General features: G+C 42.2%; 15 protein-coding genes and 1 riboswitch. Of the genes, 5 read left to right on the top strand and 10 right to left on the bottom strand.

The window, feature by feature from the left end; translation table 11 throughout:
• Positions 1-7 precede the first annotated feature (7 nt).
• Complete coding sequence (gene hemA / locus ACQ2HE_RS09725; RefSeq protein ID WP_430898138.1) at positions 8-1237, bottom strand: 5-aminolevulinate synthase; 1230 nt, start codon at positions 1235-1237, stop codon at positions 8-10.
• Between the two features lie 215 nt (positions 1238-1452).
• Between hemA and ACQ2HE_RS09720 the strand changes: the two genes are divergently transcribed.
• Positions 1453-3540 carry a nitrite reductase gene (locus tag ACQ2HE_RS09720; RefSeq protein WP_430898140.1) on the top strand — a complete coding sequence of 696 codons (2088 nt, stop codon included), beginning with the start codon at positions 1453-1455 and terminating at the stop codon, positions 3538-3540.
• Between the two features lie 659 nt (positions 3541-4199).
• Here ACQ2HE_RS09720 and ACQ2HE_RS09715 read toward each other — a convergent pair.
• The 5 genes from ACQ2HE_RS09715 to ACQ2HE_RS09695 all read right to left on the bottom strand — a co-directional run bounded on the left by ACQ2HE_RS09715 (position 4200) and on the right by ACQ2HE_RS09695 (position 8548).
• On the bottom strand, positions 4200-4625 hold the full coding sequence (locus tag ACQ2HE_RS09715; RefSeq protein WP_430898142.1) for a nuclear transport factor 2 family protein: 426 nt from the start codon (positions 4623-4625) through the stop codon (positions 4200-4202).
• A gap of 88 nt (positions 4626-4713) precedes the next feature.
• Complete coding sequence (gene cobA, locus ACQ2HE_RS09710) at positions 4714-5514, bottom strand: uroporphyrinogen-III C-methyltransferase (RefSeq protein ID WP_430898144.1); 801 nt, start codon at positions 5512-5514, stop codon at positions 4714-4716.
• A 9-nt stretch (positions 5515-5523) separates the two neighbouring features.
• On the bottom strand, positions 5524-6777 hold the full coding sequence (locus ACQ2HE_RS09705) for a sulfate adenylyltransferase subunit 1 (protein ID WP_430898146.1): 1254 nt from the start codon (positions 6775-6777) through the stop codon (positions 5524-5526).
• Between the two features lie 102 nt (positions 6778-6879).
• A complete protein-coding gene (gene cysD, locus ACQ2HE_RS09700) occupies positions 6880-7797 on the bottom strand; it encodes a sulfate adenylyltransferase subunit CysD (RefSeq protein ID WP_430898148.1) in 918 nt (305 codons plus the stop codon).
• A 16-nt stretch (positions 7798-7813) separates the two neighbouring features.
• Complete coding sequence (locus tag ACQ2HE_RS09695) at positions 7814-8548, bottom strand: phosphoadenylyl-sulfate reductase (RefSeq protein ID WP_430898150.1); 735 nt, start codon at positions 8546-8548, stop codon at positions 7814-7816.
• Between the two features lie 623 nt (positions 8549-9171).
• A riboswitch (SAM riboswitch) is annotated at positions 9172-9288 on the top strand.
• Positions 9289-9773: 485 nt separating this feature from the next.
• Between ACQ2HE_RS09695 and ACQ2HE_RS09690 the strand changes: the two genes are divergently transcribed.
• From ACQ2HE_RS09690 to ACQ2HE_RS09680, 3 genes are all read left to right on the top strand, one after another.
• Positions 9774-11093: an O-acetylhomoserine aminocarboxypropyltransferase/cysteine synthase family protein gene (locus tag ACQ2HE_RS09690; RefSeq protein ID WP_430898152.1), complete on the top strand. Its 1320-nt coding sequence runs from the start codon at positions 9774-9776 to the stop codon at positions 11091-11093.
• Positions 11094-11156: 63 nt separating this feature from the next.
• Positions 11157-12218, top strand: coding sequence for a homoserine O-acetyltransferase family protein (locus tag ACQ2HE_RS09685; protein ID WP_430898154.1), 1062 nt, complete (start codon positions 11157-11159; stop codon positions 12216-12218).
• A gap of 3 nt (positions 12219-12221) precedes the next feature.
• Positions 12222-13475 (top strand): homoserine dehydrogenase, encoded by a 1254-nt coding sequence (locus ACQ2HE_RS09680; protein WP_430898156.1) that lies wholly within the window; start codon positions 12222-12224, stop codon positions 13473-13475.
• A gap of 218 nt (positions 13476-13693) precedes the next feature.
• Here ACQ2HE_RS09680 and ACQ2HE_RS09675 read toward each other — a convergent pair whose 3' ends face one another.
• From ACQ2HE_RS09675 to thrA, 4 genes are all read right to left on the bottom strand, one after another.
• Complete coding sequence (locus tag ACQ2HE_RS09675) at positions 13694-14650, bottom strand: DUF2167 domain-containing protein (protein WP_430898158.1); 957 nt, start codon at positions 14648-14650, stop codon at positions 13694-13696.
• Between the two features lie 475 nt (positions 14651-15125).
• On the bottom strand, positions 15126-16421 hold the full coding sequence (thrC, locus tag ACQ2HE_RS09670; protein WP_430898160.1) for a threonine synthase: 1296 nt from the start codon (positions 16419-16421) through the stop codon (positions 15126-15128).
• A gap of 3 nt (positions 16422-16424) precedes the next feature.
• The gene (locus tag ACQ2HE_RS09665) at positions 16425-17348 is read right to left on the bottom strand and encodes a homoserine kinase (RefSeq protein ID WP_430898162.1); all 924 of its coding nucleotides are present in this window, start codon (positions 17346-17348) and stop codon (positions 16425-16427) included.
• Between the two features lie 232 nt (positions 17349-17580).
• On the bottom strand, positions 17581-20022 hold the full coding sequence (gene thrA / locus ACQ2HE_RS09660) for a bifunctional aspartate kinase/homoserine dehydrogenase I (protein ID WP_430898164.1): 2442 nt from the start codon (positions 20020-20022) through the stop codon (positions 17581-17583).
• Positions 20023-20408: 386 nt separating this feature from the next.
• Here thrA and ACQ2HE_RS09655 point away from each other — a divergent pair, with 386 nt between their 5' ends.
• The gene (locus ACQ2HE_RS09655; protein ID WP_430898166.1) at positions 20409-22988 is read left to right on the top strand and encodes a phosphoenolpyruvate carboxylase; all 2580 of its coding nucleotides are present in this window, start codon (positions 20409-20411) and stop codon (positions 22986-22988) included.
• Positions 22989-23128 lie beyond the last annotated feature (140 nt).

Below are 23128 nucleotides of genomic sequence, written 5' to 3'. Positions count from 1 at the left end.
TTAATTTTTAATAAATATGGTGGCTGAGTGCCGGATCTTCTACTTTAAATTTTCCCAATACTTTTTGCAAAGCATAGGTTAATACGTTCAGATGCTTGGGTTGATGCTTCGCAGTAATGATCAATCTCAAACAGGCTTCGCCAATAGGTACTGTTGGATGATTGATTGGTTGCATATAAATTCCATGGTCTTCTAATAAGGCGGATGCAATTTGTTTGCACAAATGAGCGTCTCCTATGGGAATATTGGTGATATGTGATTTGTTGGGACTGAAATAGACTCCATGTGCTGTAAGCGTGCGACGAGCTTGCTTTACTTGTTCATGAAAAAGCCTTCTTTTCTCAGGGTTTTTTTGAATCGATTCAATACTTTTTTCCGCGGCTGCGCAAATTGCAGGCGGAATAGAAGTGGTGAAAATAAATCCGGGTGCGAAGCTTCTAATAAAGTCGATCAATAGTTCTGACCCGGCAACATAACCACCGTATACACCGATTGCCTTTGAAAGTGTACCGTTGATTAGATCAATCTCTTCAGCACAATTTTCTTGCTCACTCATACCTGCCCCTGTAGGTCCGTAGAGTCCTACAGCATGAACTTCGTCTAAGTAGGTGAGTGCTTGGTATTTTTTAGCTAGCGTTATGATCTCTTTCAGTGGTGCAATAGTGCCTTTGATAGAATAAACCGATTCAAAGACGATTATTTTTGGGGTTTCAATTGAAACCGATTGCAATTTCAATTCGAGGTCTTGCAAATCATTGTGGCGGAATATTTTCTTCTCGTTTCCGGCTGCGCGCATGCCTTCTATTAAGGAAGCATGGTTTCTTTCGTCGGAGAAGAACACCAAGTTCGGAATGTTCCGCCCGAGGGTTTGTAAACAAGCGTGATTGGCTGCATAAGCACCATTGAATACAAGGGCTCGATCTTTCTTGTGCCAATTAGCTAGGGTGGTTTCTAAGCTTACATGGTGGTTGGTGCTTCCGGAAATATTTCGGGTTCCTCCACTGCCTGTTCCTGATCTATGGGCTACAAAGGAGAGTTTCGCAATTACATCCTCTTCCGTGCTTTGTCCTAGATAATCATTGCTGCAAAAATTAATAGCTGAACGGTATCTCCCGGAAGAATCGGTGAAGTAAAACTGTGGAAAGTGCTGCGCACTTCGGTTTACCTCCAAAAATTGGCGGTAATTCCCTTCTCGGCGAAGGGTATTTAATTTGGTAGAAAGATGATCCGTCCACATAATACCCTACAAAAATAGTAGACAATAGAACCTCAGCCAAATAAATTCCTTAAAAGTCTACTAAATAAATAGGATAAATACTAACGTTCATTTAAAAAAGCAGTTTTTCTTAGGTCAGGTGGGCAGATTTCGTTACTTTTGTTACAGTCTATTAATGTAGTAGACTAATAAAAAACAGTAAAACTCGATTGTAAAATCAACACATTCAATAAGCTATGCAAAGTTTTCGTACGGAATTAGAAAATCCTTTAGTAGAGAAAGACATATTGGAACTGGAGCGCAAAATTCGCGCATTTAAGGAAGGAAGCATCCCTGAGGAAAAGTTCAGATCACTTCGATTGGCGCGTGGGGTGTACGGTCAGCGTCAGCCCGGCGTACAGATGGTTCGGATTAAACTGCCTTATGGTAAAATGACACTTGCGCAGTGGAAGCGTATTTCAGATGTTTCGGATGAATATTCTACCGGGAACTTGCACTTAACAACACGACAAGACATTCAAATCCACTTTGTGAGCCTCGATCGCACTCCGGAGCTTTGGAGTGAATTAGAGAAAGACGCCATTACCATTCGTGAAGCTTGTGGTAATACGGTTCGCAATATCACAGCGTCCGATATGGCGGGTATTGATCCTGAAGAGCCCTTCGATGTAACTCCTTATGCGCATGCCATGTTCGAATATTTCTTGCGCAAGCCTTTGTGTCAAGAAATGGGGCGTAAGTTTAAGATAGCATTTAGTAGCAGTGAGAAGGATACGGCCTTAACGTTCATGCACGATTTAGGTGCCATTCCTCGTATTCGTGTGATTGACGGAAAAGAAGTGCGTGGTTTTAAAATATTGATTGCAGGTGGATTGGGTGCCCAGCCTCACTTAGCGGTTGCCACCCACGAATTCTTGGAAGCTTCATTATTGATTCCTTATCAAGAAGCCGTTTTGCGTGTGTTTGATAGACATGGAGAACGCAACAGTCGTCATAAAGCCCGAATCAAATTCCTCGTTCAAAAGATTGGTATCGATGCGTTCAATGAGCTAGTAGCAGCGGAGCAATTGGCTCTAACCTATCAAGAATACCCGGTGAACGCAGATGCGTTTCCTGAGGCTGCTTTACCATCGTACGAAGGCGATACAGCAGCAAGTCCGGTAGATCCCCTGAAATATGAGTTGTGGCAGGCCACGAATGTAGTACCGCAAAAGCAGGAAGGATTTTTTGCAGTTTATGTGCGTGTGCCTAACGGCAACATTAGTAGCGACACAAGCCGTTTTCTCGCCGAGCGTTTGAAAAACGTAATTGGTGATGATGTGCGTGTTACCATCAACCAAGGCTTGCAGTTTCGATTTGTGAAAAAGGAGCATTTAGTATATATCTACAATACACTAGCAGAGGTGAACTTGGCGGCTGCAGGTTTTGGTAGTGTAGCGGATATCACAAGCTGTCCGGGTACAGATACCTGCAATCTCGGTATCTCTAATAGTACCGGCACTGCATTGGTACTATCGGAAGTGATTGAAGAAGAGTTTCCGGAATTCTTATACAATAAAGAAATTGCCATTAAGATCAGCGGCTGTATGAACAGTTGTGGTCAACATGGAATGGCCTCCATTGGGTTTCATGGAAGTTCCTTGAAAGCAAAAGGATTGGTATTGCCTGCCTTGCAAGTGCTGGTGGGTGGTGCTGTATTGGGGAGTGGGGAAGCAAGAATAGCAGATAAAGTAATTAAAGTTCCTAGTAAAAGAGCACCTGAAGTATTGCGCGTTGTACTCAACGATTATATCAGCAACGCAGCAGGTAAAAGTTTTGCCGACTACAGCTTTGAAAAAGGCGATCGTTATTACTACGAACTGCTCAAACCTCTTGCAGGATTGGAAGCTTTACAAGACGAAGACTTTATCGATTGGGGACAAGAACAGAAATTCTCAACTGCCATTGGAGTAGGAGAGTGTGCCGGTGTGATGATAGATTTAGTGGCAACACTGATCTTGGAAGCAAGAGAAAAATTAGCTCTGAGTGAAGCTACGGTAGCCACTCAATCGTGGGCCGATGCCATTTATCATGCTTATGCAGCGCAAGTACATGCAGCCAAAGCATTGTTGTTAAAAGAGGGCGTGCAATGTAACACTCAAGCAGGCATCTTAAAAGATTTCGATACGCATTTCATTGCAACAGGAAAAATTACAGGCTTTACAAGTTTCAAAGAATCGGTGATGCGTATGAATGATCACATTCCTTCAGAAGCATTTGCTGCAGAATATTTGCAACAGGCTGCTTCGTTTGTAGATCAAGCCGAAGCGTATAGAACAGTTTAGTCATTGTTTATTCCAACCATCTGTTATTTGTTTCAGCACACACGAGTCTTATGGGCTCGTGTTTTTTTTGGGGAAGTTGGAATTAGGACGAGGTAATTAATAATTAAGAAGTAATAATTAATAATTAATAATGAAACAGCCAGGGAGCTAATTGGTGAATTTGGGAGTTTGTGAATGTGGGAATGAAATACAAAAAAGAGGAGGGAAGAGGTAGACTGTCCATCCTGTAAATCCTTTAATCCTGTGAATCCTGATCGCAGTTAGGTTGGTTGAATATCGGAGGCTAATCTGTGGGAATCTGTACTAATCAGTGTTATTTGTGGTCAAAAAAAGAGCTCTTCAATTATATTCATTCATCAAAATTTCCAATTAGTAGACTCTACCGCAAAGAGAGGAAGAACACAACGATGCGCAAAGAAAGTTGCCGCGAAGCTGTGCCAATCTGTAATAATCAGTGTTATTTGTGCTCAAAAAAAGAGCTCTTCAACTATATTCATACATCAAAATTTCCAATCAGTAGACTCTACCGCAAAGAGAGGAAGAACACAACGATGCGCAAAGAAAGTTGCAGCGCAGCTGCACAGAACTTAATAACTTAAAACTCAATAACTCATAACTCAACCTTGAAAGCCATCTCTGGTAAAATAGCGCCACATTCACTAATTATCATAATACGTGTGATCTTTTACAATCTTTCCGTTTTTGATCGTGAAAATCGTAGTAATAGGAAGAAATAGTTTTGTGCTATCAAGACCCGTACCAATTGAAATAAACTCCGCTGTTATTACATCCGATCCTGATTGGTAAGTTCTAATGACACTGTCTTTTATATTCGGGAAAATAGCTTCTAGTTCTGAGTACTTTTTTACAATACTATCCTTTGATTGCACAACTTCTTTCAAGCCCAAGGAAGGGTCTAAAAACAATGCAGAATCGGCATACATTGAAGCCATGCTTTTCCAGTCATGTTTGTTGAAGTGGAAGTACAATGAATCCACTACAGGTTTCAGATCAACCGTCTTCTCAAGGGGAGAAGTGCAGGAGATCAATAATCCTAAAGAAAGACAAGCTATAAGCAGTTTCATAGCAATTCAGTTTTCGGTAATTGTGAATACTACAATTTACCGAAAACTGATCAATATTGTGCTAGGCATTCTTACTATTACATTTAAACTAACTTGTAAAATACGCCTCCTGTTTACCGCTGTTCTTTAACCAACTGAATTGTTCGTGTAAGGCCACCACTTTCCCGATGATCACCAAAGAGGGCGATTGGAATTTCAATCCGGCAAAAGTTTGCTTGTGATTGTGGATGGCTGAAATATAGGCATTTTGATTTTTAGTAGTTGCTTGTTCAACAACAGCAATGTATTTATCGGAAGTGATGTTGTGTGCTCTTAGGCGGTCTACCAACTCATCAAGGGTTTCAGACGACATGTAGAAAACCAAGGTGTCATCTGTATTTGCCAGATCGTACCAATAGTCTGCAGGTACCGCATCATGTTTATAGAAGGTGAGTAAACGAACCCCTAATGCATAATTACGGGCAGTCAGTGGAATTCCGGTATACGCAGCAGCACCCATTGCAGCCGATACCCCGGGAATCAATTCGTACGGAATATCATGTTCTACCAATGTTTGCAATTCATCCAAAATATTTGAAAACACTGAAATGTCTCCTCCTTTCAAACGTACCACGGTTTTGCCTTGTGAAGCATGTTCTACCATCAATTCATTGATGGTTTTTTGCGGAGTTGATTTTCCTTTATGTCCTTGCTTGCCCACTTTAATGATGAGCGCATTAGAAGGTACATGGGTTTTTAAGATTTCCGGACTCACCAAGCGATCCGTTAACACCACATCGGCAGTGCTCAATGCATTGGCTGCTTTAATGGTGATAAGATCGGGGTCGCCGGGACCTGCGCCGGCTAGAATTACTTTTCCTTGTTTAAGGCCTACTTGGTGTAAGATCATGGTGTTGTTTTAAGACAGTGATTGTTTAAACAGTACGGCGGCAACAGTACTATTGCTGGTTTCATCGATCAAAATTGCCGTGCCGTTTAGAGGCAATTGATCGTAAGCATCGAATACCAAAGGAGAAGCTGTTTTAATTGTAGCTTTCACTACTTCATTAAGTTTAACTCCACCTTCCACAGGTTGCTCTTCCAAACTGTTTACATCCAGCTTGAAGGCAAGGTTTCGAACCATGGCGCGAACCAGTCTACTGTTGTGTTGTAATAAGTATTTATTTCCGGGCTGTAGAGGCTTTTCATCGAGCCAGCACAGCAAGACTTCTAATTCGTTGGAAACATTGGGTTGTTGGTGTGATAGTACAATACTGTCACCTCGGCTGATATCAATGTCTTCGTTCAAATGTATCACGGCACTTTGTGGTGCAAAAACTTCTTCTACTTCTTTTCCGGCAATTTCGAGTTTGGAAATAGTGGCGGGTAATTGCTGCGGAAGGATCGTAACTTGATCGCCTTTTTTATAAACCCCGCTGTTCACTTTTCCAGCATAGCCTCGGTAATCGTGAAGGTCAGCTGTTTGGGGACGAATTACCAATTGCACTTGAAAGCGGGCCGTTGATAAGTTGATATCATTTTGAAGCGGCACTTCTTCCAAGAACTCTAATAACGAAGGCCCTTCGTACCAATTCATGTGCGTAGAGCGGTCTACAATATTGTCTCCGTTTAAGGCACTGATTGGTACATAGGTTACTTCTTCTAAACCTAATTGTTTGGCAACTGCTGAGTAATCGATCACGATATCATTATAACGCTGTTGATCGTATTCAACCAAATCCATTTTATTAATGGCCACTACTACATGCGGGATCTTCAAAAGAGAAGCGATGATGGAGTGACGTCTGGTTTGTTCTACAACACCCTGTCGGGCATCGATCAAAATGATGATCAGATTCGAATTAGACGCCCCGGTGATCATGTTACGGGTATATTGAACATGACCGGGTGCATCCGCTATAATGAATTTACGTTTTGGGGTAGAAAAATAGCGATAAGCTACATCAATGGTAATACCTTGCTCTCTTTCAGCTCTAAGTCCATCTGTTAACAAGGCGAGATCTATTTCACCGGCAGCTTTGTTCTTGGTTTGTTTTTCCAAAGCTTCCAATTGATCAATAAGAATGTTCTTACTATCGTAGAGCAAGCGTCCAATCAAAGTTGATTTTCCATCATCTACACTGCCTGCTGTTATAAATCGGAGTAAATCCATGAGAGTTGTTTGTGTTGAGTTTTAAGTTTTGAGTTTTGTGTTCTTGGTTATGAATGTTCCGAAATTACTAGTACAGGAAGCTCATAACTGATTGCTTATAACTTAAAAATAGCCGTTCTTTTTTCTGTCTTCCATTGCCGCTTCGGTTACTTTGTCATCGATGCGGGTTTCGCCGCGTTCGCTGATTCGCGTAGCCGTGATTTCTTCAATCACTTCTTCTAAAGTAGCAGCTTTGCTTTCAACTGCAGCCGTGCAGGTCATATCACCAACTGTTCTATAGCGAACGCGTTTTGTTTCTATTTTGTCGTTAGGTTCCAGTTGAACAAATTCAGATAAAGCCACCCATTGACCTTCGTGGTCTATTACTTTGCGATCATGCGCGAAGTAGATTGATGGCAAGGCTATTTTTTCTTTTTTGATATAGTTCCAGATATCAAGTTCGGTCCAGTTGCTGATTGGGAACACACGTACGTTTTCTCCTTTATGAATGCGGCCGTTGAAAGTGCTCCACAATTCAGGACGTTGGAGTTTGGGATTCCATTGACCGAATTCATCGCGCACTGAGAAGATGCGTTCTTTGGCGCGTGCTTTTTCTTCGTCTCTTCTTGCGCCACCAATGCAGGCGTCGAATTGAAACTCTTCGATGGTGTCGAGTAGGGTATAGGTTTGCAACCAGTTTCTGCTGGCGAATTTACCTTTTGGTTCCGTGAGATTGCGTTGTTTGATGGTATCGCCAACCAAACTAACTACCAATTCGGCGTTTACTTCTTTTGCCAAAGCATCACGAAATTCGAGTGCTTCGGGGAAGTTGTGTCCGGTATCGATGTGCACCAATGGAAAAGGAATTTTTCCGGGTGCAAATGCTTTTCTGGCTAAATGAACGAGCGTGATGGAGTCTTTTCCACCACTGAACAATAAAGCGGGGCGTTCGAATTGCGCTGCTATTTCGCGAAAGATATGAATGCTTTCTGCTTCCAGTTGTTCGAGATAGTCCAATTGTCTGTTGTTCACACTACTCATAGTATAAGCTTCTTAGTTATGCATTTGATACGGATGCATGTACATGCAAACCACATTCTTTTTTTGATGCGTCTTCCCACCACCATCTTCCGGCTCTGAAATCTTCTCCGGGTTTAATGGCTCTGGTACAGGGGGCGCAGCCGATGCTTACAAATCCTTTATCGTGTAAAGGATTGTAAGGAATGACATTAGCGTTGATATAATTTTTTACTTGTTCTTGTGCCCAATTGAACAGCGGGTGCACTTTGATGAGTTGATTGCCTTCGTCCCATTCAATCCAATGCATGTCTGTTCTGTTTGGAGAGTGAGCGGCGCGGATACCGGTGATCCAGATTTTTTTTCCGGCAAGTGCGCGTTTCAAAGGTTCTACTTTGCGGATCTGGCAACATTGTTGACGAAGGGCTACGGAATCGTAGAACGCATTGGGCCCATTACTGCCCACAAAGTTCTGTAGCGCAGCATCATTCGGGTAATAAGCAGTAATGGGTTTTTGATAGCGTTCCAAGGTGGCCGACCATGTGCTATAAGTTTCGGGGAAAAGGCGTCCGGTGTCGAGCGTGAAAACAGCAATGTCCAATCCCTGTTCAAAAATTTGATGGGTTAAAATTTGATCTTCTTCGCTGAAACTAGTGGAAAGGGTTACGGCGCCGGGGGCATAGTTTGCCAGCCAGCGGAGTTGATCTTCCGTTTTCAGAGAAGCCAGGTTTTTTTCAATTTCCTGTAATTCAGTATGGATGCTGTTTTGCGTCATAGTCTATTAGTCTACTAGAGAAGTAGAGTAATGCAAATGTACGTCATTATTTTGAAAAGGAGGGGGAAAGTTTGGTTAATATTTTGTGGGGTGAACGGGTGTTTGTAAGTGTGTGGGGTGGGTAAATAGTATATGAAGGTTTCAAATTTAGAATATGTACAATGTGAATTGTAGGAATGAGGAAGTGCGGGTTCTGTTTTTGAATAAGCCTGATTTGGCAGTTTTAGATTTCACCGCGGAGATCGCAAAGCCCACTAAGTTGTCGCAAAGAGCCTTCAACGTCTTTTCCATCTTCCCGAATCTCGATCTTTTTCTTTCACCGCGGCGGCGCAGCGTCCTTCGACTGTGCCTTCGGCCCGCTCAGGACAAGTCCGCAGCGGTTCCGCAGCGCTGGCAGTACCGTTGTATTTCCTCCTTCATACCTCTTCTTTGTTGTATTTCCTCGTTCCTGTATTCCGGCTGTTCCATTATTAATTATTACTTATTAATTATTAATTACCCCGGCTGTTTCATTATTAATTATTAATTGTTAATTAATAATTCAAACCCCTAACGCCTAATAACTAACGACCCATTTTTTATTTTCCCAACAATCCCTATCTTTGTATCAGTTCTTTCAATACTACTTATCAAGAAAGGCGGAGGGTATGGCCCGACGATGCCTTGACAACCTGTTTGTTATGAGTTACTTATAACAGGCAAGGTGCCAATTCCATCCCGTATTACGGGGCAGATAAGTCAGATCCTACGCTCAATATTTTCAACTCTACTTTTATAATATTTAGCGCTTCTGACGAACTGTTGGAAGCGCTTTTTTTGCTTTCAACGTTCCTTTTGCCAACTTCTTGGTGTAGTGTTTTACGAACCTGTTTATCAATTTATTCACCCGCTTTGCGGAAAAAAAATGTTTAACATGTCTCAAAACACAGAAAAGCCCATCTCACCAACGGTGTATGAAGGATGGCAGAGGGATTTACTACCTCTTAACTTAAATTTTAGAAATTCAATTTGGTGGTTCGTAAAAAAGTCTATTACCTTTATAGAGAATTTATGCCACAAAACAACAACCATAGTTTCTTCTTCGCTGCAGTTCCTTGCTGCATCAGTTGTTGTTGTTGTATGCCCTAGGGCATACCTATTTCCATATAAACCTATTGGGTATTCTCCTGTTCGTATTCCATTGGAATCAAAGCCTTCATTTTAAAACTTTTTAAATTCATTCATCATGAGCCATCGTTTCGAAACCTTACAACTACACGCCGGTCAACAAATTGATCCAACAACTAAATCGCGCGCCGTTCCCATATATCAAACTTCCTCTTATGGATTCAATAACAGCGATCACGCTGCGAATCTTTTTGGATTGAGAGAGTTTGGTAATATCTATACCCGAATCATGAACCCAACTACCGATGTGTTTGAACAACGCATCGCTGCCCTAGAAGGGGGTGTAGCTGCATTGGCTACAGGTTCAGGACAAGCTGCACAGTTTCTCGCTCTAAATAATATTTTACAAGCAGGCGATAACTTCATCACCACTTCTTATTTGTACGGTGGTACCTACAACCAATTCAAAGTTGCTTTTAAACGTTTGGGCATTGAAGCACGCTTCGCTGATGGCGATAATGTGGAGAGCTTTGTTAAGTTAATCGACAAGAATACCAAGGCTATTTACTTAGAGACAATTGGTAATCCTCGTTTGAATATTCCCGATTTTGAAAAATTTGCTGCTCTTGCGAAAGAATACGATCTGCCGCTGGTGGTAGACAATACGTTCGGTGCGGGTGGATACCTCTTCCGTCCATTAGAACATGGTGCTAATATTGTTGTGGAGTCTGCAACAAAATGGATTGGCGGACATGGTACTACCATTGGCGGTGTGATCATCGATGGAGGTAATTACAATTGGGGCAATGGTAAATTCCCTCAATTCACTGAACCTTCTGAAGGGTATCATGGATTGAATTTCTGGGCAACTTTTGGTGAAGGAAATCCATTGGGCTTACCCAATATCGCTTTCATCATCAGAGCTCGTGTAGAAGGCTTGCGCGATTACGGTGCTTCTCAGTCTCCTTTCAACTCTTTCCTTTTATTGCAAGGTTTGGAAACATTGAGTTTGCGCGTTGAACGTCATGTTGAAAATAGTTTGAAACTCGCCAAATGGTTGGAAGCACATCCACAAGTAGAGTTTGTATGGTACCCCGGTTTGGAATCAAGCCCCTATCATACCCTCGCAAAAAAATATTTGAAAAACGGATTCGGTGGAGTATTGCAATTCGGTATCAAAGGCGGTGTAGCCAATGGAAAGAAATTTATTGATTCACTGCAATTGGTAAGTCATTTGGCGAATGTGGGAGATGCGAAAACATTGGCCATTCACCCGGCTTCTACCACACACGAACAATTGAGCGATGAAGAGAGAGAAAGAAGTGGTGTATTGTCGAATCTTATTCGTATCAGTGTTGGATTAGAACACATCGATGATATCAAAGCTGATTTTGAGCAAGCTTTTGAAAAAGTATTTGCTGCTACTTTGGTAGGATAATATAGAAGCTGTGTCGTTACAAAGCGACACGGCTTTCAACAACTCTAAGTGATTTAAGCTACTATGTCAACAACGATTTTTCATTACAACCAACCCTTCAAGTTGGAAAGCGGTACAACGCTCCCGGCTATTCATTTAGCTTACACTACCTTGGGAGAGCTGAACGCACAAAAATCCAATGTGGTTTGGATTTTCCATGCGCTGACTGCCAATAGCAATCCCGCTGAATGGTGGCCCGGACTCGTAGGTGAAGGAAAGTTTTTCGATCCTTCCAAACACTTTATTATTTGTGTGAACAAACCGGGTAGTCCGTATGGAAGTATTTCTCCTTTAAGTACCAATCCTGAAACCGGTAAACCTTATTACGACAGTTTTCCGGTATTCACCATTCGCGATATCGTTCAATCTTACCAATTGTTGAAAGAACATTTAGGTATTACAAAAGTGTGGATGGGGTTAGGGGGAAGCACCGGTGGCATGCAGTTATTGGAATTTGCTATTGCCGAGCCTGAACTGTTCGAGCATATTGTTCCCATCGCAACCAGTGCGGTTTTATCACCATGGGGCGTTGCATTCAATGCCTCTCAACGGATGGCCATTGAAGCTGATCCAACTTGGTTAGATCACAGTACCAATGCAGGAGAAAAAGGATTAGCCGCCGCCAGAAGCATCGCTTTACTTTCCTATCGTCATTACAACGGCTATGGAATTACGCAGCCTAGAGACAAAGCCTTTCTTCCCATTACGGAGAATGTTACTTACGCTGCAGATAACTATCAACGTTACCAAGGATTGAAATTGGTGAATCGTTTTCATGTACTGTGTTATTATCGTTTAACGCAGGCCATGGACAGTCACGATATTGCTCGTAACAGAGGTACAGCGGAGGAAGTGTTGAAAGGAATCAAGTCGAAAACGCTGGTGATTGGCATTGATAGTGATGTATTGTATCCAATTGAGGAGCAGGAATGGCTGAAAGAGCATATCAAAGGGGCAGACTTGTTGACCATTAGTAGTGATTTTGGTCACGACGGATTTTTATTAGAGTATGAAAAAATAGAAAGAGCACTGGCAGAATTCGCCTCGGTGCCCGGTTCATTACATTTAAAAGTTGTCAATAAATAAAAAATGGAAAGTCAGAAGCAATTAACAATTGGATTGTTCGGTTTTGGTGTGGTGGGAGAAGGTTTGTACAAGATATTACAACAAACTCCTTCTTTAAAAGCCACCATTAAAAAAGTGTGCATTAAAGACAAGAGTAAGAAACGCAATGCTCCCGATTCTTTGTTCACGACCGATAAGGATGAAATTTTGAATGATCCTGAAATCAATGTGGTGGTAGAAGTGATCAGTGAAAGCGAGCCTGCTTTCCAGATCGTGAAAACAGCGCTGAAGAATGGGAAAGAAGTAGTGAGCGCCAGCAAGAAGATGTTAGCCGAGCATTTGCCTGAACTCCTTCAAATGCAACAAGAAACCGGATTGTCTTTATTGTATGAAGCTTCTGCTTGTGCTTCTATCCCTGTTATTAGAAATTTGGAAGAGTATTACGATAATGATCTGTTGTATTCCATTCGTGCCATTGTAAACGGGTCTACCAATTTCATTCTTACTAAAATGTTCGAAGAGAAATTGGATTACAAAGAAGCCTTGTTATTGGCGCAACAATTGGGTTTTGCAGAAGCGGATCCAAAATTAGATGTAGAAGGATACGATGCAGTAAACAAATGGACTTTATTGGTGAACCATGCTTATGGTATCGTTTCACATCCTGACAAAATCTTGTTTACCGGTATTCAAAGCATTCAGGGTTCTGATGCTACCGTGGCGAGAGAGAAGAACTATGACATTAAACTGGTGGCTCAAGCTAAGAAATTGCAGAACGGAAAAGTTGCAGCATTTGTACTCCCACAATTTGTGAAGTTGAATGAGCCTTTGAGTTTTGTGAAGAATGAATACAATGGAGTGGTAATTGAAAGTGGTTTCGCCGATAAGCAATTCTTTTATGGAAAAGGCGCCGGTAGCTTTCCAACAGCTTCTGCGGTATTGAGTGATATCTCCGCTTTGCGTTATAACTACCGTTACGAGTATAAAAAGCTATACTATCACAAACCTCACGAATTAACCAATGAGTTCTTTGTAAAAGTGTATGTGAGCTTTGATGATTTGGCAGTTATTCCAAAAGATAAATTTGAGTGGATCGAAGAATGGCATTCCGATGCTGAACGCAAATATTTGATTGGTGTTATTTCCTTCACGGCTTTGAAAGAAAGCAATTGGTGGAGAGAAAACAATACTTCACTCATTCTTACTCCCGATCCAATTATTGAAGATGTAGAAATTCGGAAATTGAAGAAGAAGAGTTTGGAGTTGGCAGGACTTTAGAGAATTAATAATTAATAATTATCAATTAATAATTAAACGGCCGGCAGTCAGGTTGATTGAAATTCGGAGGCTAATCTGTGTGAATTTGTTTTAATTTGAGGAATCTGTGGTTTCAACACATAAAACCTAAGGCCTAAAGCCTAAAACCAATTCTTCCACAAATACAAAGGGCTCGTTTCGATACCGCGAAACGAGCCCTTTCTGATTTTATTTCTTCACTACTCCTGAGTGTCGGTTGGAGTATAATGATTGCTTTCTTCATTTTTCTTACGTCCGGTAATGAAACGCCAGATGGCTCCACCGGCGGCAACTACGCCAATGATAATGAATTTGAGGAATTTCAAAATAACTGCAAAGAATCCCACTTTTGCGAGCACTTTACCGGCAACTAAGCCTCCGATGGTCCAAGCGGCAACATTGTCTACGTCGGGGTTAAAATCACTGTATTTATTACCATCCGTAAATTTGGCCATTTTCAATACCTGGTCCATTTCTTTATTAATTTCCGGTAATTCGTTTTTAGAACAAATGGCACCAAGAGATAATACGCCCTTTCTTCCCAATACCCGAATATCATAATTAATGGTAGTTCCTTCCGAGCCTTCTACTTTGAATTCCTTGGCCCAATGAAGTACTTTGCGATCTTTATCATAGTATGGTTTTTGCGCCCAGCCAATAACAGAAAATGTTTGAAGCCCTTGTTTTACTCTTTCTTTATTCGCTTCGGTAACATCTTCTTTGATCTGCTTTAAAAGATCGTCATAGTCTATTTTGTCGGCGTCATCGTCTTTCACATAACCCATTCCTTCATATCGAACAACGTAAACCCATGAATTATCATCGAAGGGGCCAAATTTTTCTGGGAAAATCATTCCTAGAACAGAGCCGTCTTTTAAATTACCCCAGTAAGTTTCAAGAATTTGCTGACTTTGCTCGGCACCTAGAAATTTAAATCCGGTAGGAATTTGAAGTTGGGCCTCCCCTCCGGGAAGTTGAATGGTTCCGGTTTGCCATTTCATTGATTTGTTGACAGAATCAACGAAGGCAACTACTTCCTCAGAAGCTACTGCAACAGAGTCTTTTGTTTTGTTTTTTTCTTTGCCTTTGTCTTTATCGCCTGCGAATAAGGCTGTGCAGATAAAAAGGCTCACGCACATGAGTAGATAAGATCTCATAAAAAGGAAAGTTTTGGTTTAAAATATGCCGATCGTTTTGGCTGAGACTGAAAACTACAGGAATTATTTGAGATTTGTGACGTAGGAAGTAGAAAAACTCTGATTTCTTGGCGTTCTTCGCGGTTTTAGCGGTGTAAAAAGCGAAGGGTTCTATTGGTTTTTTTGACCACAGATAGTACAGATTAGAACAGATTTGCACAGATTGGTCTCCGATATTCTAAAAGTATGTTTAACTCGCAAACTCTAATCTGTGACAATCCGTCTTAATTCGTGCAACGCTGCGAAACCACTGCGGACGCTGCGCCGCTGCGGTAAAAAAGGTCTTAAGAACTAATGGGAGTTTTTTGACCACAGATAGAACAGATTAGTACAGATTTGCACAGATTGGTCTCCGATATTCTAAAAGTATGTTTAAATCGCAAACTCTAATCTGTGACAATCCGTCATAATTCGTGTTATCTGTGGTCAAGAAAAATTATGATAACAAGTACTCTCTCAATTCATTATACTCCGCCCCAATCAACTCCGCCTTCTTCTCCCTCTCCAATAACCCCTTCAATCCCTTCGGCACTTCCGGCTGAAATCCCAACGCCTGTTCAATTGCATCCGGAAACTTAACAGGATGCGCCGTTTCCAAAATGAATCCTTTATCCTTAGGGAGCGATTTCAAATATTCTTCTAATGCATAATATCCAACAGCCCCATGCGGGTCGAGTAAATAATTTGATTCTTTATACACCCGTTCAATTGTAGCCAAAGTAGTAGCATCATCAACACGCACACTCTTGAACATTTCTCTCAACTCAGGAAGCTCTTGGTGAAAAAACTCCAATATGCGAACGAAATTACTGGGTACGGCCACATCCATTGCATTCGATAAAGTGGGAATAGGGTCTCTGGGTTCCAATTTTCCGCTTTCTAAGAATCGTGGAATGGTGTCATTGGCATTGCAGGCTGCTATGAATTGTTTTACGGGTAAGCCAGACTGATATGCCAGCACGCCCGCACAAATATTTCCGAAATTTCCACTCGGTACTGTAATAACCGGTGGCTGCCCTTGCTGCTTCCATTGCTTGTAAGCAAAGAAGTAATAGACCTGTTGTGGTAACCAGCGGGCCACATTGATGGAGTTCGCTGATGTCAAGAATTTCTTTGCTTTAACTTGTTCGTCGGTAAAAGCTTGTTTCACCATGCGCTGACAATCGTCGAAACTGCCCTTCACTTCCAACGCATGAATATTATGACCTAAAGCTGTTAATTGTTTTTCTTGAACCGGACTTACTTTTCCGGAAGGGTACAATATCACTACTTCAACTCCGGGAACTTTGTAAAACCCGTCGGCCACTGCGCCACCCGTATCACCCGAAGTGGCTACCAGTACAGTTACTTTTCGATCACTGTTTTGAACGAATGCACCCAAACACCTACTCATGAAGCGCGCGCCAATATCTTTAAAGGCGAGGGTAGGTCCATGAAACAATTCTAAACTGCTTATTGTATTCGTAATGGGAACTAAAGGAATCGGGAAATTAACCGTCTCCGACACTATATTGTACAAGGCGTCTTCTGCAATGGTGGCGCCTACATAAGGACGCAACACTTCAAAAGCAATATCTGCTTCCGATTTTGACTCCAGTGTATCAAAAAAAGCAGCACAAAGCTTGGGTACTTCCGATGGGAAGTACAAGCTTTTGTCCGGCGCTTGTCCGGCAATGGTCGCTTCTTTGAAATCAACAACAGGCGATTGTTTCGCTAAACTATAATACTGCATATACTATGATACTTGTGTAACTCCCTTGGTATTGATAGTGGTTACATAGGTTTTGTAATCGATTCCCAATTCTTTGAACACCTCTTGCATGATGCGTTCGTTTTCTTTGGCGATGGACTCGTGTTGATTGAGCATGAATAAAGAAGGCCCGCTTCCGGAAATACCACCTCCGAGGGCACCTGCTTCCAAACATCTCGACTTCACCGTATCAAATCCCGGAATCAGAATACTTCTTACGGGTTCAATGATCACATCTTCCAAGCTACGTCCAATCAATGCGTAATCTTTCTTTAAAAAGCCCGCAACCAATCCGGCAATATTGCCCCATTGTTTAATGGCCGATTTCAACAAAACCTCCTTGCGTAAAATTTGTCGAGCATCGGAAGTTTTTACTTCTATTTGCGGGTGAACAACGGTAACGTATAGGGGAGGAGCATCCAGTGCAACAACATCCAAGGGATGAATGGATCGAATGAGGGTAACGCCACCATAAATACAGGGAGCTACATTATCGGCATGTTTTACTCCCGAAGCTACTTTCTCCCCAAACATGGCGAAGCGAAGCAAATCTTCATTGGAGAATTTATTTCCCAATAATATATTAGCCGCAACAGTCGCCCCGGCTGCACTCGCCGCGCTTGAGCCCAAGCCACTGCCGGGTTTGATGTTTTTATGAGTCAATACATCGAAGCCGATACCCGGCTCCAATTCTTTTACCATTTCCAATAGAGGAGCACCGGCGGTGTTTTCCGCAGGATTTTCCGGTAAGGGATAACCATCGGCGCTTTTTACGGTAATGCGTCCATCATGATTGATAGAAACATCCATTAAGTCGGCAGGGTCATCAAGACACAATCCCAATACATCAAAGCCACATACAAGATTGGCCACAGTAGCCGGACATTTTACTTGAACGCTATTCTTCATCTCAATTTTTTTAAACGTACTCTGCTGAGTTTATTTCAACAATATCTTAATCAAATTCAGTCGCTACGAATTTTTAGTTCGTTCGTAGCTCCTGTTGCGTAGCAACCTGTGTCCCTTTTTCCGAAGTAACAGGTTCTTACCAAACAATCAAGCTGCAAACCCTCTATTCCTTCACCGTGCCCCCGTGCCTCCGTGGTTAACTCGCTATGGCGCACCGCGCCACCTATTTTGCTTATGCATTCATCGTACGCATGATATCAGCAAATACCCCACTGGCAGTTACATCAGCGCCTGCACCGGCTCCTTTTACTACCAAGGGTTGTTCGGGGTAACGTTTGGTATAGAACAATACGATATTATCTTTCCCATACAAATGATACAAGTTGTGAGCAGGATCGATGTGTTGCAATCCTACTTTCGCTTTACCGTTATCGAACTGTGCAACAAACTTCAGTTTCTTACCGTCTTTCGCGGCAGCATCATAGATGGCTTTGAAATGGGCTTCTTCTTGCTCCATGGCTGCATAGAAATCGGCTACGGAACCTTGCATACAAGATTCCGGCATGAATGATTCATTGGTGATGGCATCCATTTCCAAAATCGAGCCCGACTCACGAGCGAGGATCATGATCTTGCGCATTACATCGGTGCCATTCAAATCCAAACGTGGATCGGGTTCAGTGTATCCTTCATCTTGCGCTTGTTTCACTACACTGGCAAATGATTTCGATCCATCATAATTATTGAAAACGAAATTCAGTGTGCCGCTCAAAACTGCTTCAATTTTGGTGACGGTATCACCTGTACGCAAAAGATCATTCAAGGTTCCAATCACCGGTAGGGCAGCACCCACATTGGTTTCAAACAAATAGTGACAATTGAATTCCCGCGCCAATTGTTTCAGTTTGGAATAATGCGCGTACGAAGAAGCGGCCGCTATTTTATTACAAGCTACAACAGAAATACTCTTTCTTAAGAGTTTTTCGTAGATCAAAGCAACAGACTCATTTGCAGTAACATCTGCAAAAACAGCATTGCGGAGATTTTTAGCCGCTGCCATTGCTACAAATTGATCAAGGTCCATTTCCATTCCCTCTTGCAAAGCTTCTTTCCAATTGGAAAGGGCAATGCCCGATTCTTTGATCAACATTTTCTTACTATTGGCAATTCCTACCACGTTTACCTGTAGTCGAAGAATTTCGAGTAAGTAGGCTCTTTGTTGTTCCAATTGTTCTAGCAATCGACTTCCAACATTTCCGACTCCTACAATGTACAAGTTGATTTGTTTGTACGATTCTTCAAAGAAGGCCTCGTGGAGTACGTTGATGGCTTTTTTAACATCGTCTGCTGCAATTACGGCTGAAATATTACGCTCAGAAGATCCTTGTGCAATGGCGCGAATGTTCACCCCGTTTCTTCCCAATACATAAAACATCTTTCCTGCAATACCGGGATGGCTCTTCATTTGATCGCCTACTAATGCTAATATCGACAGACCTTCTTCAATTTGAAGTGGCTCTAGTTTTCCTGTTTCAATTTCATAGTCAAAAGCAGCATCTACCACTTGTTTCGCCTTCGATACATTTACTTCATCAACGGCCACACAGATCGAATGCTCCGAAGAACTTTGAGTGATCAACACTACGTTGATTTGCGCTCCGGCCAATGCTTCAAACAATCGTTTTGAAAAGCCCGGTATACCTACCATGCCACTTCCTTCCAAACTCAATAAAGCCATTTTATTCAAGCTGGAAATACCTCGAACCGCATCTTGGCCAATCGATTCTTTTTGAATCAAGGTGCCATAGTCTTCCGGTGCAAACGTGTTCTTGATCCAAACAGGAATGTCTTTTTTCATCACCGGTTGAATGGTAGGGGGGTAGATCACTTTCGCCCCAAAATGACTCAGCTCCATGGCTTCTTGGTAAGAGATATCCGGAATGATCCGTGCATTCGGAACCAAACGTGGATCGGCCGTCATCATACCACTTACATCGGTCCATATTTCCACCGCATCTGCGTTTAATGCACCACCTAAAATTGCAGCGGTATAATCGGATCCGCCTCTTCCCAAAGTAGCGGTAACGCCTTTGGCAGTGGCAGCAATAAAGCCCGGGAGTACAAACAATCCTGCAGGATTGCCGAGAAAATAATCTTGTATTTTTTGATTGGTTTCTACAAATTGAACGGCGGCATTACCAAACTGCTCATTGGTTTGAATCAATTCTCTGGAGTCTTTCCAAACGGCCGACATGCCGAGGTTTTGAAAGCGGTGCGCAATGATTTGGGAGGAAAGCAATTCTCCATAACTCATGATGCGGTCTTTGGTTTGGAGCGACAATTCTTGTAACGCATATACACCGTTGCAAATATCTTCTATTTCATTGCATTGTTTCTTTACCAAACTCAACACGCTGCTTTGATTGGTAACTGGGATCAAGGCTTTTACGGCTTCTAAATGAAGTTGTTCAATAAGCGCCAAATTTTCTTTGTAGGATTCATCTCCTGCCGCAGCGAGGGTTCCGGCTGCCAACAAGGTATCAGTGATACCGCCTAAAGCTGAAACTACTACCAGGGTTTTCTTTTTTGCAGCGGCGTCCTTTACTATGGCGGCTACTTTGTTGATGTTTTCGGCATTGGCTACGGAGCTACCGCCGAATTTTAGAACTTGCATAAATAAGTTATGTATGTAAATGCTGTAAAAGCGATGATAAAAGTGGAAATTTCTTGATCTCAGAACAGCCAAACGGCCCAACGGTGATATGACAACTTACAACCCTTGACGGGTTGTTGTAATAATAGTCGTAGTGGTAGCGGTGAACGCTACAACAGCAGAAGTGATAATATTGAGACGACTATTTTTCATTGATTCGAGAGCGAAACTAGCATTAAAACTCGATATAACAATCGTTAGTCTTTAAAAAATATCCAAAAACGATTTATTTCATTTAAAATTAACGTCAAACTATTGAAAATTATTCAATAGTATTCCCTAGTCTTTTGTTAACTTCGCCTACTGCTTGCCTGAACTATTATTTGTACTAAATATTTGAAAGAACGATGAGCCAACAGTCTTCCAGAGGATTGCAGCAGTTTCGGAATTTCGTGTCCATCAAATTCCAGCTCTACAACAGTTTGTTTACATCCCTTCCTTTTCATCGAATTGAAAAGACGGGCATCTTATTGAGTTTACTCCAAAATATTTGTGAAGAAGGATTCAAGAAGAAGATGAGTCCGCATCAAATCATCGACGAGTTTTTCGAGAAACATACTACTTATACCAAGGATCAGGAAAAAATTGATCTTTTGTTTCGATTTGTTCAATTCGTAGAACGCCAAGTGGTGTTGTTCGATGCATTGGAAGATGCTGCCTTCCGTGAGGTTCACGATATGGGTGGCATTGGTACTTTGAAGCAATTGGAGGCGGAGACCATTCAGTCAAACAAGCAAGAAGACCTGGCGCAAAAGCTGAAGGACTTCTCCGTACGACTGGTGTTGACCGCTCACCCTACTCAGTTTTATCCCGGTACCGTGTTGGGTATCATCAACGATTTGTCGCGAGCATTGTCGGAAAACAACGCCTCTCAAATCAACGTGTATTTGCAACAGTTAGGGAAGACTCCTTTCTTGAAAAAGCAGAAGCCTACTCCTTACGATGAAGCCGTGAGTTTGATCTGGTATTTGGAGAATGTGTTTTATGCAGCAGCCGGAAGAATCATCGGCTACATGAAGTCTCAATTCCCCGATGCCTTGCCGGCGAATCATTCACTTATCACTATGGGATTTTGGCCCGGTGGCGACCGCGATGGAAACCCTTTTGTAACGGCAGCTACTACTTTACAAGTTGCCGATGCATTGAGGGGCGGCATCATTAAATGTTATTATTTGGATGTGCGTCGCTTGAAGCGCCGCCTTACCTTCAAAGGGGTGGATACCATTTTAGCCGAATTAGAGAATACTTTGTATACCAATATCTTCATTCCCGGTCAGCGTACAGCGCTTACCAAAGAATGGATCATGGAGAATTTGGTGAAGATCCGCGATATTTTGGTGTACCAACACAATGGACTGTTTGTGCACTTGATCGAAAACTTGATCAATAAAGTAGAAGTATTCGGATTGCATTTTGCTTCTTTGGATGTTCGTCAAGACAGCAGCATCCACAACGGCGTATTGGAATCCATAGCCGAACGCACCGATGCATTGCCTTCCGATTACGCCAGTAAATCTGTTGCTGAAAAAATTGAATTGCTGACTTCTGCAGCCAGTGATGTAGGAACGCATATTTTCGATGAAGGCATCATTAAAGATACCATTCAAACCATCAAAGCCATTAAAGATGTGCAGCGTTTCAATGGTGAAGCGGGTTGTAGCCGATACATCATCAGTCAGTGCAACAGCACGTTGAATGTATTGGAAGTATACGGCTTGTTCAAGCTCTGTGGATGGAGAGATAATGAGTTCAATATTGATATTGTTCCTTTGTTTGAAACCATCGACGATTTGAAGAACGCCGGTGATATCATGACCGAATTGTACGAGAACAAAGTTTACGCCGCACATTTGAAAAAGCGTGGCAATAAACAGACCATTATGCTTGGTTTCTCTGATGGAACCAAAGACGGCGGTTATTTGATGGCCAACTGGAGTATTTATAAAGCCAAAGAAGCATTGACCAGATTGTCGAAACAATATGAGATCGACGTGGTGTTCTTCGATGGTAGAGGTGGACCCCCTGCACGTGGTGGTGGTAAAACGCATAAGTTTTATGCTTCCATGGGCAAGCATATTTCCAATAAAGAAATTCAATTGACCATTCAAGGGCAAACCGTGAGTTCCAACTTCGGAACCATTGATTCTGCCCAATACAATTTGGAGCAGTTGATCAATGCAGGAATCAGCAATGAGCTTTTCTCTGTAAATGAGAAAACCTTGTTACCCGATGAGGAAGCTTTGTTGCAAGAATTAGCGGAAGCCGGCTTTAAATCGTATTGTGAGTTGAAGGACGATCCTGCTTTCTTGGATTATTTATCGCATGTAAGTCCTTTGCGTTTTTACAATGAAACGAATATTGGTAGCCGTCCCGCGAAAAGAGGCGGTGGTAGTAGATTGACCTTAAAAGACCTGCGTGCGATTCCGTTTGTTGGAGCTTGGAGTCAGTTGAAGCAAAACGTAACCGGTTATTATGGAGTGGGATCTGCTTTGGAGCAATTAGACAAACAGGGAAAACTTCCGGCGGTAAAAGCATTGTACCAACGTTCTTTGTTCTTCCGCACTTTGATGGACAACTGTGAAATGGCGATGAAGAAATGTTTCTTCCCATTAACAGCGCATTTGGCGGATGATCCGCAGTTTGGTCCATTATGGAATAAGATTTATGAGGAATACGAACTCACGCAGCGATATGTATTTCAGTTATCGGGCAAGAATGAATTGATGGCGGCCTATCCGGTAGAGCAGTTGTCGGTACAAATGCGGGAGCGCATTGTATTACCGCTCATTACCATTCAGCAGTACGCCATGAGTCGCATCCGCAAACTCGAAACCGCGCCAAAGGATTCCGCACCGAAGGAAACTTTTGAGAAACTGGTAATTCGTTCATCGTTCGGGATTATCAATGCGGGGAGGAACTCGGCTTAAGAGTTGTTTAGACGCAGCGTTTTGTGGAGACGCAGAGGTTTATTGAGACGCTGAGTACGCAGAGGGATATTGGAGAAAAATTTAATAAGAATAGAATTGACGCCGCGAGAGATCGCGGCGTTTTTTGTGGTAAAAAGGCA

Origin of the sequence: Endoryza foliicola, assembly GCF_050589245.1 — a bacterium.
GTDB classification, from domain to species: domain Bacteria; phylum Bacteroidota; class Bacteroidia; order Chitinophagales; family Chitinophagaceae; genus Endoryza; species Endoryza foliicola.
This window is presented reverse-complemented; position numbering and strand designations above follow the sequence as displayed.

What these genes read in the sequence shown, in the direction of transcription:
- hemA (WP_430898138.1), bottom strand. Translation starts at nt 1,237, where the DNA reads ATGTGGACGGATCATCTTTCTACCAAATTAAATACCCTTCGCCGAGAA.
- ACQ2HE_RS09720 (WP_430898140.1), top strand. Translation starts at nt 1,453, where the DNA reads ATGCAAAGTTTTCGTACGGAATTAGAAAATCCTTTAGTAGAGAAAGAC.
- ACQ2HE_RS09715 (WP_430898142.1), bottom strand. Translation starts at nt 4,625, where the DNA reads ATGAAACTGCTTATAGCTTGTCTTTCTTTAGGATTATTGATCTCCTGC.
- cobA (WP_430898144.1), bottom strand. Translation starts at nt 5,514, where the DNA reads ATGATCTTACACCAAGTAGGCCTTAAACAAGGAAAAGTAATTCTAGCC.
- ACQ2HE_RS09705 (WP_430898146.1), bottom strand. Translation starts at nt 6,777, where the DNA reads ATGGATTTACTCCGATTTATAACAGCAGGCAGTGTAGATGATGGAAAA.
- cysD (WP_430898148.1), bottom strand. Translation starts at nt 7,797, where the DNA reads ATGAGTAGTGTGAACAACAGACAATTGGACTATCTCGAACAACTGGAA.
- ACQ2HE_RS09695 (WP_430898150.1), bottom strand. Translation starts at nt 8,548, where the DNA reads ATGACGCAAAACAGCATCCATACTGAATTACAGGAAATTGAAAAAAAC.
- ACQ2HE_RS09690 (WP_430898152.1), top strand. Translation starts at nt 9,774, where the DNA reads ATGAGCCATCGTTTCGAAACCTTACAACTACACGCCGGTCAACAAATT.
- ACQ2HE_RS09685 (WP_430898154.1), top strand. Translation starts at nt 11,157, where the DNA reads ATGTCAACAACGATTTTTCATTACAACCAACCCTTCAAGTTGGAAAGC.
- ACQ2HE_RS09680 (WP_430898156.1), top strand. Translation starts at nt 12,222, where the DNA reads ATGGAAAGTCAGAAGCAATTAACAATTGGATTGTTCGGTTTTGGTGTG.
- ACQ2HE_RS09675 (WP_430898158.1), bottom strand. Translation starts at nt 14,650, where the DNA reads ATGAGATCTTATCTACTCATGTGCGTGAGCCTTTTTATCTGCACAGCC.
- thrC (WP_430898160.1), bottom strand. Translation starts at nt 16,421, where the DNA reads ATGCAGTATTATAGTTTAGCGAAACAATCGCCTGTTGTTGATTTCAAA.
- ACQ2HE_RS09665 (WP_430898162.1), bottom strand. Translation starts at nt 17,348, where the DNA reads ATGAAGAATAGCGTTCAAGTAAAATGTCCGGCTACTGTGGCCAATCTT.
- thrA (WP_430898164.1), bottom strand. Translation starts at nt 20,022, where the DNA reads ATGCAAGTTCTAAAATTCGGCGGTAGCTCCGTAGCCAATGCCGAAAAC.
- ACQ2HE_RS09655 (WP_430898166.1), top strand. Translation starts at nt 20,409, where the DNA reads ATGAGCCAACAGTCTTCCAGAGGATTGCAGCAGTTTCGGAATTTCGTG.